Raw genomic sequence first — 10,098 nt, 5'->3', positions numbered from 1 at the left:
TTACAGGGGAAGGGACCTGGAGGTCCACAGCACGGATGGGTTCGATTATTACACCGTATTTTCCCTCTGGGATACATACAGGGCGACCCACCCACTTTTCACAATAATCGAGCCGGAGCGAACGGGCGATTTCATCAAGACTTTTCTCAGGCAATTTGAAGAGGGTGGTATGCTGCCTGTCTGGGAGCTTGGGGCGAACGAGACAGGATGCATGATCGGGTACCACGCTGTTCCCGTTATTGTCGACGCATGGATCAAGGGAATCAGGGATTTTGACACAGCCCTTGCCATGAAAGCCATGAAGCACAGCGCGACACGTGACCACCTCGGGCTTGAGTACTATAAGAAGTATGGATTCATACCTTCTGAATTTTCCGGCCAGTCTGTGTCGAGGACTCTGGAATATGCCTATGACGACTGGTGCATAGCGGTCATGGCCGAAGGTTTGGGTATGGAGGATGATGCGGCAGTATTCATGAAAAGGGCCCAGAACTATAGAAATGTCTTCGATCCGTCCACCGGATTCATGCGAGCGAGGATGAACGGGGGGTGGGTAGTACCGTTCGACCCGGACGAAGTCAATTATCATTACACCGAGGCCAACGCCTGGCAGTACAGTTTCTATGTGCCTCAGGATATCAGTGGTCTTGCCAGGATGATGGGTGGGCTGGATATGCTCGAGGCCAGGCTGGATTCATTGTTCATGCGCAGCGGAGAGCTGAAGGGGTTCGAGGCCCCTGACGTCACGGGGCTGATCGGTCAATACGCCCATGGGAACGAACCAAGTCAGCATATGGCATATCTCTATAACTTCACCGGTTCGCCCTGGAAGACGCAGCAGCGTGTCCGCGAAATAATGGATGGTATGTACCGGGACGCGCCTGACGGGCTGTGCGGGAATGAGGACTGCGGGCAGATGTCAGCCTGGTATGTACTGAGCGCGATGGGATTCTACCCGGTGATCCCGGGCAGCGATAAATATATGATCGGCAGCCCCCTTTTCGAAAAGATCGAGATCGATCTGGGCGAAGGAAGGATCTTCACAATAACGGCGCGGGGAGTATCGGGCAGTGATTATTATATCCAGAGTTCGAAGTTGAATGGCAGCGAACGAACAAAGTCCTGGATCTCCCATTCCGATATAGTTTCAGGCGGAAAGCTCGAATTCGATATGGGGGATTTCCCTTCGAAATGGGGCAACGGAAAGTCCGACCTGCCCGTCTCATCGATCGATGATCATATCGCCTGCCCCGTTCCTATCGTTGAGCCCGCGGTACGGAGTTTTACCGGATCGATGACTTTTTCACTATCCTGTTCTGAGGAAAGAGCGCAGATATTTTATACACTCGATGGAAGCCGCCCCGGCGCGGAATCGACAGGCTATTCAGAGCCTGTCACACTGGACCGGTCGGCTACGTTAAAAGCTGTCGCGATTGAGAAAGGCATGTCTGAAAGTCCTCTTCTCGAAGCAGTTTTCCAGAGGATAAAGGGTGATATTTCCGTGAACCTTACCAATGGATACAACTCGATGTATACAGGTGGAGGTGTTCTTGGGCTGGTAGACCATGTAAGGGGATCGGTCGATTTTCGCACGGGAGGATGGCAGGGATACAGGGGAGTCGATTTCGAGGCGGTCCTTGATCTGCAGAATGAAATAAAAGTGAGAAGCATCTCGGCCGGGTTCCTTCACGACCAGAGAGCATGGATATTCATGCCGAGGACCGTGGAGTTCGCCGTTTCTTCAGATGGAAAAGATTTCAGGGTAGTCACCATGCTGGTGAACGATATCGACGACAGGCAGGATGAAGCGGTGATAAGAGAGATGACAGCCGCAGACCTTGATGAGACGGCGAGATTTGTCAGGGTGAGGGCCGAGTCGATAGGTATATGCCCCGGGTGGCATGTCGGTGCGAACGGCAAAGCCTGGATATTCATCGATGAGGTGACAGTGAAATAGTATTGCTACGGTGCGAAAAGGAGAGGGTGGATGGTAGTCTTTCAATTTCTCGACTGGTTCTGGCTGATAGCCTTCATTGTACTGATGGTGGGTAGCGGAGTGAGGTTTTACCGGCTCGGCAAGAGGTCGGAATCCGATTTCTTTCTTGCCGGCAGAGGGCTGCCCTGGTGGCTTCCCGCCTCATCGGTATACGCCACCCACACTGCGACAGATACACCGATGTGGGTATCGGGGGTCGTCTACAGGTTCGGACTTTCGGGGCTCTGGTATACATTCTATGCCGCTTGGTGCGCGATCAGCGCCTTCGTATCGACCAAGATGTTCAGGCGTTCTCTGGCCTACACGCAGGCCGAGTGGCAATCGCTGAGGTTCGGCGGGATGTCCGGCGAACTTCTGCGTGGCTGGGTGGCCGGATGGCAGGTCTTTCTCAACATGTTTATCCTTGGTTGGGTGGGGATCGCGATGGGAAAGGTCTGCGGGTTCATGTTCGGCTGGCCGCTCTGGATAGGGCTGATAGTGTTTTCTTCGGTATGCGCCGTCTACGTGCTTGCGGCAGGGTACTGGGGTGTCGTTATGGCCGATTTCCAGCAGGGGATCATCGCCTTCATCGTTATTATCATCGTCTCGTTCTGGGGGATAAACTCGGCCGGAGGTGCTGGAGAGATCATCTCGAAACTTGAGGCGATGGGTGAGGCGGGCAGACTCAATCCCTTCAATTTTACAGGGTTTTTCGGGGGAGAGTTTCCCGTCGCGTGGTTCCTGACGATGCTTTTCATCGGGATACTCGGGGGGCTCGGAATGGGGACAGCGATCGACTGGTTCCCCGAGGCACAGAGGATACAGTCGGCAAAAACCGTTAAAGACGCCTCCTGGTCGATATGGGCCGGTTCCGCACTGGTCATTTTCAGAAACGCTATCTGGGGGGCGGCGATCCTCGCCTTCTTCGTTCTCTATCCGGACCTGACGGATGTGAAAGATTACGAGATGGCGTGGTTCAGGCTGGGCTTCGAGAATCTTCCTCCCGGGATGATAGGATTTTTCTTTGCCGCGATCGTCGCCATACATATCTCCACGATCTCGACTCATCTCAATCTGGGGGCAGTCTATATAACGAGAGATCTTTACCATCATTATATCAACCCGAAGGCGACCCAGAAAAAGCTCGTTCTTGTGGGCAGGGTCGGCACGGTGATCCTCCTTCTCGGCTCGTTCATTTTCGGGTCCATAATGGAGAACATAACGGAGTGGTTGATATTCGCTCTCTGGATTATGGCCGCCGGGATATGGCTGCCCGGGATCCTGCAGGTGATATGGTGGAGATTCAACGGGTGGGCTTACCTCGCCGCCTGGGTGTCGAACCTCGTATTCTCCTGGCTTGTCGTATGGGTACTGCCAGCTTTCGGGATACTGCCCGAGTTGAGAGACTATCACCAGTTCTGGCTGTTGATGCTTCTCGGGGCCCTTGTTTTCATACCTGTCACATTTCTTACGAAGCCTGAAAACATGGACAGACTGGTCAAGTTCTATGTCATGTCAAGGCCCGTCGGATGGTGGGGGCCTGTGAGGAGGGAAGCGGAGAGAAGAGGTTTGATCGGAAATAATGAACCGGAAATTTCCAGGAGGAAATGATGCGACAGATAAGAACAGACTGGACTCCAGCCGAGGCCGACGAGTGGACAAAGGAAGACACGATCACGGTGATAATCTCACCTCTGATCTATGTCCTGATACTCATCGGCGGAGCTTTGAGCGCCCTTCTCATTCCGGAAGGATTCGTCGCGCTCTCGGCTGGAATAGCTCTGATGGTCCTGATGATCAAAATAATAAATCCGAAGTTGTCCGCGATATCGCGAGGGTATGAAGAGAAGCAGAAACATTACCTGGAGGAATTGGAGAAGAAGATGAAATGGGAGGATTGACTGGATGGCCGGAGGACGAAAGGACGCAGGAGGATCGAATCTGACTCCCCGGCATGAAATCGAAGCGATGATCTCTATGGAAAGGATACGATAAATGGATAACGGATTGAAGATGGTGCTGGGGATGTCGCTGGCCTACGTGACATCGTTCGCGGGGCTCATCCTCGCGTGGCATTCATGGCGCAAGCATCACGGAAAAGAGAGGGACGAATAATGGGAAACATCATATTCGGAATAGTCATTCCGGCCGTGGTTTTCGCGATCTCTTTCTTCATGACAGAACTGCTTTTCAGGCATTTCTCGAAGAAGGGCGACGAGTAGAAGACCCGGCAGGGTTTGGCCCTGCCGGTATCTTCGGTCTATCCGGGCCAGTGAAAGCCGAGCATTCGGCGAAGTTGAATCCTGGCCCCCTCTTATCCTTTCGATATCTTCCTGACATTATCGTTGGGCACGCGGTCTATCAGGATATTGCGGGGATCGATTCCAGCCCGCAGCGGTTTCTCATCGACTATGATCTCCAGCCGTCCTCTTCCGTTTTCAATCTGGTGCTTTTCCTGATATAGCGGTTTTCCCAGAGACCCACTTTCGTCGGTCTCTGCGCCATAGATACCTATCTCGATCCAGTCGTTATGCGGTATTTCGGTCTCATACCCCTTGCCGTCTGCCCGCATCTTGTTCGAGAGGTACTCGATCGTCACTTTATACCTTCCGTCGGCTGTCCTGCTGAACTCAGCTTTCTCCGTACGGTTGTCGTAGAGGGTGATCGTCTCGAACATGTCTTCGATCAGATAGGCGTATTTCTCCGGCACGGCCGGACGCAGCAATGACATGAATTCAAGAGTGTTGGTGTAGGGAGGGCCGACATAGGCAGCCTGTCTCACATAATCTTTCAGCACCCCGTTCATTACATCTTCACCGAGATAGTCGCGCAACGCATACATCACCATGGCGCCTTTGTTATAATGGATGTATCCCTGTCCTTCCACGTACATCAGAGGCATCTCTTCTTTCAACTCGCCTGACCTGCCGCTGAGGTAGCGGTCGAGTTCGTAGCGGAGGAACATTTTCATGTGGTCAGGGCCAAAGTCACTCTCCATCACCATGAGTGCGGAATACTGTGTGAGGCTCTCACCTATCATCTCTCCTCCCTGGACCGGAGCAGGTGTGACCTGGTGGCCGAACCACTGATGCGCGATCTCGTGAGCCGTTATAAAAAAAACCTTGTCTAAAGCCGATTCCCTTGTGATGTCCTCAATGAAATTTGCTGACTCGCTGAAAGGGATAGTGGTCGAGAAAGACTGGGCGAACCTGCGGTATCCCGGGAATTCGATTATTCTCAACACTCTGTAAGGATATGGGCTGTATACGGAAGAGTAATGCTTGAGAGATTTCTGTGCAGATTCGAGAATTCTCGGCACATTCATCCCATGCCTGTGGTGGTAGTAGATCTCGATCTCTGTTTCCCCACAGGTCTCCCGCGCTACTTCAAACCTGCCCGAGACGAAGCAGTAGAAATTCAGGATCGGCTGATCAGTCTGGTAGTGATAGAAGTTCCGGCCATCTTCTGTCCATTCTCTCACAAGATCGCCGGGCGCGATCGCGATCTGATCGCCGTCGGTGCTGACTGTCGCCTGGAAGTCTATCCTGTCAGCGTCCCTTGTGAATGAATGCATCAAAGCATCAGCATCATCGACAGCGGGGAGTCGCTCTTTGTCCGGCAGCTCGAATTCCTTGCGTCTGGCGGGACTGTCCAACTCATGAATCGGATCGTAACCGATCGAGGGGATGTATTGCATGCTGGAGAAGAAAGTGCCGTTTCTGACCAGTTTCACGTTTGTATGGCCGTTCATGAACCCTTTTTCTTCTATCATCAGTGAGAGATCGATGAGAAGTGTGTCTCCCTTTTGAAGAGGAGGATCAAGCGAATAGATTCTGTAGCCGAGCCGGCGGTCGTCGAGGAGGATGGACGTGTTGAGAACATCCTGTCCGTTTGAAGTCAACACAAGCTCCGCCGTATCGATCTCCCTGTCGATGTTCATGTGAAGAGAGTCGATCGTCGACCCGGTAGAATTCACCAGTGTCAAAGTGCCGCCGATATCGACTTTTCTTGAGCGTGGATATATATCCACGTCGAGGTCGGCTGCTACTATCTTCGGCTGCGGGAGACCGCCATATTCTCCATAGAGTCTTTCGTACTCCGCCTGAGTCAGCCTCTCCGCGTCGGTGGTCACGTAGTCGTTCAGGATATTCGTGTTGTAATAGATCCATGAACCGGTCAGAAGAAATGCGACTACCAGGATGGAAAGGGCCGTCGCGGGCCGTTTTGTCATCCTTGCTCCCAGAAGCCTCAGTCTCACCATGGGGTGCCGGTCTCCTCCACGCAGCCAGAGAAGCGAGGTGAACACGGCGAGGATTCCGGCGAAAATCGACCAGTATGTCCTGAACCAGAAGATCGCCTGACCGAAGTGCCCGTAGCCGTTCATATCGGACCATCGAGACAGGGGGAACTGCGCGAATAGATAAAGATTGTGACTGAATCCCATCCCGGGCAGCACTTCAAGCGATACGAAACAGAGGACCATCAGCAGTGTCCCGATATACCTGTTGCCAGCGAGGACCTGCAGGAATATCGACAGCACGCATAGCAGTATCCATTCACCGAGCATGATCAGGAACAGCCCCTTTACATAGAGAAGAGGCTGAAAATCGAAGTACCCGTTGAATACCTGAAATGCGATGGTGCATGTCATGGCTGCCGCGGCCATGACGAAAAGTGTGGATGACAGGGCTGTGAGTTTTGCGGTGAGTCGGATCCAGTTTGAGACTGGTAGCGAATCGACGATCCCGTCTATCCTCACTTTCTTATCTTTCCATATTATCTCTGCTCCATAGATGATGATCACAAGCCAGGACATAAGCGCGAACGCGCCGTCGATCGCCCCCAGCATATGCTGAGTGAGAGGGTAGCTGGTCGTGCCCTCCGGAGCGACGTACAGGGCACCGATGAGATTGGCCATCCCGAATATTGTGATGATCAGAAAGGGGACAGAGTGCAGGATAGACCTGGTCTCGAACGCGGCGAGATCGAGCAGTTGTCTGACTCTGGACCTTGCTGAGAAATCTGTTTCAACAGGCGGTGAGGCAGCGAGGTGAGGGAGCCCGATCTTATGTTTTACCCGGTTCACCGGTCCCGGCATATCGACCCTTTTCTTTTTCTGTCCGGACGAGACCAGGTTCATCTTAAAACGCCAGTTTGTGAAGAACATGATCGCTGCTGCTACAGACAACCAGAGGATTCGATTCGCGAGGAGCAGACCGCTCAGCGGGAGGGTCATGGTGTTGCGCTCAGCAATCGTCCAGTATCTTGTCATCACGTTGAATGGACCAAGTCCGAATGGATCGAACAGTGACACAAATGTCTGGTGCTCGAGGTCGCCCATAACCGCTGCACCGATTCCCCATAGTGCCAGGAAAGCGATCACGGCCACGTAGGCGGAGAAACTTTTTCGCGTCAGAGTGGCGACCGAGAAGAAGATGGCTCCGCAGAGGATCATGTTAGGTATGACGAAGACTGCCATCGAGAAGATATACGGCTGCGCGTTGAAAGGCAGTATGTGTTCGGGATCCTGGTAGGGCATTATGCTTGCCAGCCATATCCCGAGGCATGACGCGAACATGGCAAGGATGACAGGGATGACCGAACCGGCGTAGCGTCCGAAGATATACGCAGGTTTTGTCAGAGGTGTGCTGAAAAACAGTTCCTGTACATTATCTTCGTTATCCCGATTCACCGCGGGCGCGACAAATATCGTCAGAAAGAGAAGCCCTATGGCGCTCATCATCGCCAGCATGTTGATGATCACGTAGGGAGCATTCCTGGCCACATTGCCGATCTCTCCACCGATCATTATAGAGTCAGTCGAGATCGCACCGAAAGGCATCAGGAAGAATATGACGGCAAAGATGTACAGGAGTGGCCGCCGCAGCCGGAAAAGGATCTCGAATCTCAATATTTCTCTGAACATATTACACTTCCTCCTTTCAGTTTACCTGTCGAAGGGTTGTGAAATAAACGTCTCGCAGATCTGCGCTGGACTGCTCGAACTCATCACCCGGAGACTGATCAGAATAGACGTGGATATAAGTCTTTCCTGCTGACAGCCTCTCGCCGACGATCCTGAATTTGTCCCTGAGAGCTGGCAAGTCTCCTCTTTCTACCGCCATCTTCCATATTTTCCCTTCGAGTTCAGCAATCGTTTCGGCGGGACTTCCGGTCCTGAGGACCCGGCCCTCGGAAATAATGGCCATCGAATTACAAACTTCACTTACGTCCTCCACTATATGGGTGGAGAGGATGACTATGACGTTCTCTCCGATCTCGCTGAGGAGGTTGAGAAAACGATTTCTCTCCTCCGGATCGAGCCCGGCGGTCGGTTCGTCGACGATTATCAGGCGCGGGTCCCCGATGAGGGCCTGGGCGACGCCGAATCGCTGCTTCATCCCACCGGAGAAGGAGCCCAGTTTCTTCTTTCTGACATTCCACAGGTTGGTCTTGTGAAGGAGGCGATCGACAGTCTCGTTACGCTGTCTTCTGTCTGTGATCCCCTTGAGAGTGGCGAAATGGGAAAGCAGGTTATGAGCCGACACGTTCGCGTAGACTCCGAAATCCTGGGGGAGATATCCGAGTATACGTCGTATGGAATCGTGATCTTTCAGGACGTCTATCTCACCGAGGGCCATAGTTCCCTTATCTACTGCCTGCAATGTCGCGATCGATCTCATCAATGTGGATTTCCCGGCGCCGTTCGGCCCGAGCAGCCCGAACATCCCCTTATTGATAGTGAGTGATACTTCATCGAGAGCCCTCACTCCATTTCCGTATGTCTTTGATATATTCCTGATATCCAGTTTGAATTCTTCAGTCATCATAACCTCCATTTTCCAATCTGGTGATGCGGCGCACCACCCGTATTTGTTCCTGTCCGGGCATGTTTCACACCACTTGGACCGGGATCTGTTCAGTCGCTAATCTTTCACCAGCAGCGTCTTTGCGATCTTCGCGTGCATCTTGCCGAACCCTTTAGCCATGTGAAGGGTCAGCAGGAACCAGATCACTCCAAGGGCCACCGATACCGGCATGAGATAGCCGGGAGTCCAGTAACACCAGTCGTTGTTCTGGATGAGGGGAAGGTGGAACCAGTACTCCAGCACAGGCCTCAGGAGCAATACGAGAGATATCCCGATATTCGTGATCGTCAGACTGAAATAAATCACACCAAGAGGGAGCATCAACAGGTTATAGAAGACAGTCCTCCAGACCATTGGATCAGTGAATAGAAAAAACAGTTTATCGCGCCAGTTCATCGGCTTTTTCGAGAAGATCGGCCTTCGCGGCATGCGCTCTCCGAGCAATGCTTCGATTATTCTCCCGTCGACCAGGGCGATTCCCCGCACCGACATCAGGAAGAACCCGAAGAAGGGCAGGCCGATGATCAGGATCATGATCCCGATTGAGAGGGAAAGTCCTGTCACTGTCCAGGTGAAATAGAAGACCCCGAGGATAAACGAGAAGAACATATAGAAGAGCGACGCATACGCTCTCGGATCGGTGAAGACGCCGAAGAACCTTGCGGCTGCTGATTTTTTGCTGGTAGCTTTCGGAATTTCCAATGCAGGACGTATCCTCGACTCGATCTCCCTGTATGCCGCCGCGACTTCCTCCGCAGACCCGAATCGTTCGATCTCGGAGGCGATCACTTCCTGTTCGCTTTTCCCGGGCGATAGTTCATTCGACTGCTGAAGAGCCGTCCAGAGATGTTCTTCCGCGTCGGACAGAGCATCCTGGATCGTCGCGGGATCCGAGCCACTCAGGGCCTTTTTCAGCCGTGTCAGATATTCATTGATCAACTCAGACATCGTCGTTTCCTTTCAGAATGGCGTCCACAAAATCCCTCGTCTTTACCCAGGTATCTGTCCATGCCTCGAGTGTTTCGCGCCCGGGGCCGGTGATATTGTAGTAGCGTCTCGGAGGACCTGATACGGAGGGCTCGACCTGGCTGCTGAGAAGCCCGCTCTTTTCCAGCGACCTGAGGACGGGGTAAAGTGCTCCCTGTCCCATGCTGGGAGTCTCCACCGGGTTCGAATCGATGTTCTTTGTTATCTCGTAGCCGTACATCGGACCTCCGGACCGGCTGAGGATACTGAGGAGTACAAGGGATACGG

The 10,098-nt window shown here is 52.9% G+C and carries 7 protein-coding genes; 3 read left to right on the top strand and 4 right to left on the bottom strand.

The window, feature by feature from the left end:
- The 3 genes from KOO63_13355 to KOO63_13345 all read left to right on the top strand — a co-directional run.
- A partial coding sequence (locus KOO63_13355) for a GH92 family glycosyl hydrolase (protein MBU8922800.1) occupies positions 1 to 1,957 on the top strand: 1,957 nt, incomplete at its 5' end.
- A gap of 30 nt (positions 1,958 to 1,987) precedes the next feature.
- On the top strand, positions 1,988 to 3,586 hold the full coding sequence (locus KOO63_13350) for a hypothetical protein (GenBank protein ID MBU8922799.1): 1,599 nt from the start codon (positions 1,988 to 1,990) through the stop codon (positions 3,584 to 3,586).
- Positions 3,586 to 3,876, top strand: a complete 291-nt coding sequence (locus KOO63_13345; protein ID MBU8922798.1) for a hypothetical protein — start codon at positions 3,586 to 3,588, stop codon at positions 3,874 to 3,876. Before KOO63_13350 ends, KOO63_13345 begins: the two co-directional genes overlap by 1 nt.
- Positions 3,877 to 4,289: 413 nt before the next feature.
- Here the strand turns inward: KOO63_13345 and KOO63_13340 are convergent, their stop codons facing one another.
- The 4 genes from KOO63_13340 to KOO63_13325 all read right to left on the bottom strand — a co-directional run.
- Positions 4,290 to 7,901 carry a hypothetical protein gene (locus KOO63_13340; protein MBU8922797.1) on the bottom strand — a complete coding sequence of 1,204 codons (3,612 nt, stop codon included), beginning with the start codon at positions 7,899 to 7,901 and terminating at the stop codon, positions 4,290 to 4,292.
- 16 nt (positions 7,902 to 7,917) lie between these two features.
- Positions 7,918 to 8,805, bottom strand: a complete 888-nt coding sequence (locus tag KOO63_13335; protein ID MBU8922796.1) for an ABC transporter ATP-binding protein — start codon at positions 8,803 to 8,805, stop codon at positions 7,918 to 7,920.
- Positions 8,806 to 8,901: 96 nt separating this feature from the next.
- Positions 8,902 to 9,792, bottom strand: coding sequence for a sensor domain-containing protein (locus KOO63_13330; GenBank protein ID MBU8922795.1), 891 nt, complete (start codon positions 9,790 to 9,792; stop codon positions 8,902 to 8,904).
- The coding region (locus KOO63_13325) for a PadR family transcriptional regulator (protein ID MBU8922794.1) at positions 9,785 to 10,098 on the bottom strand (314 nt) is incomplete at its 5' end. The genes KOO63_13325 and KOO63_13330, both read right to left, overlap by 8 nt.

This window comes from Candidatus Latescibacterota bacterium, assembly GCA_019038625.1.
Taxonomy (GTDB): Bacteria; Krumholzibacteriota; Krumholzibacteriia; order Krumholzibacteriales; family Krumholzibacteriaceae; genus JAGLYV01.
This window is presented reverse-complemented; position numbering and strand designations above follow the sequence as displayed.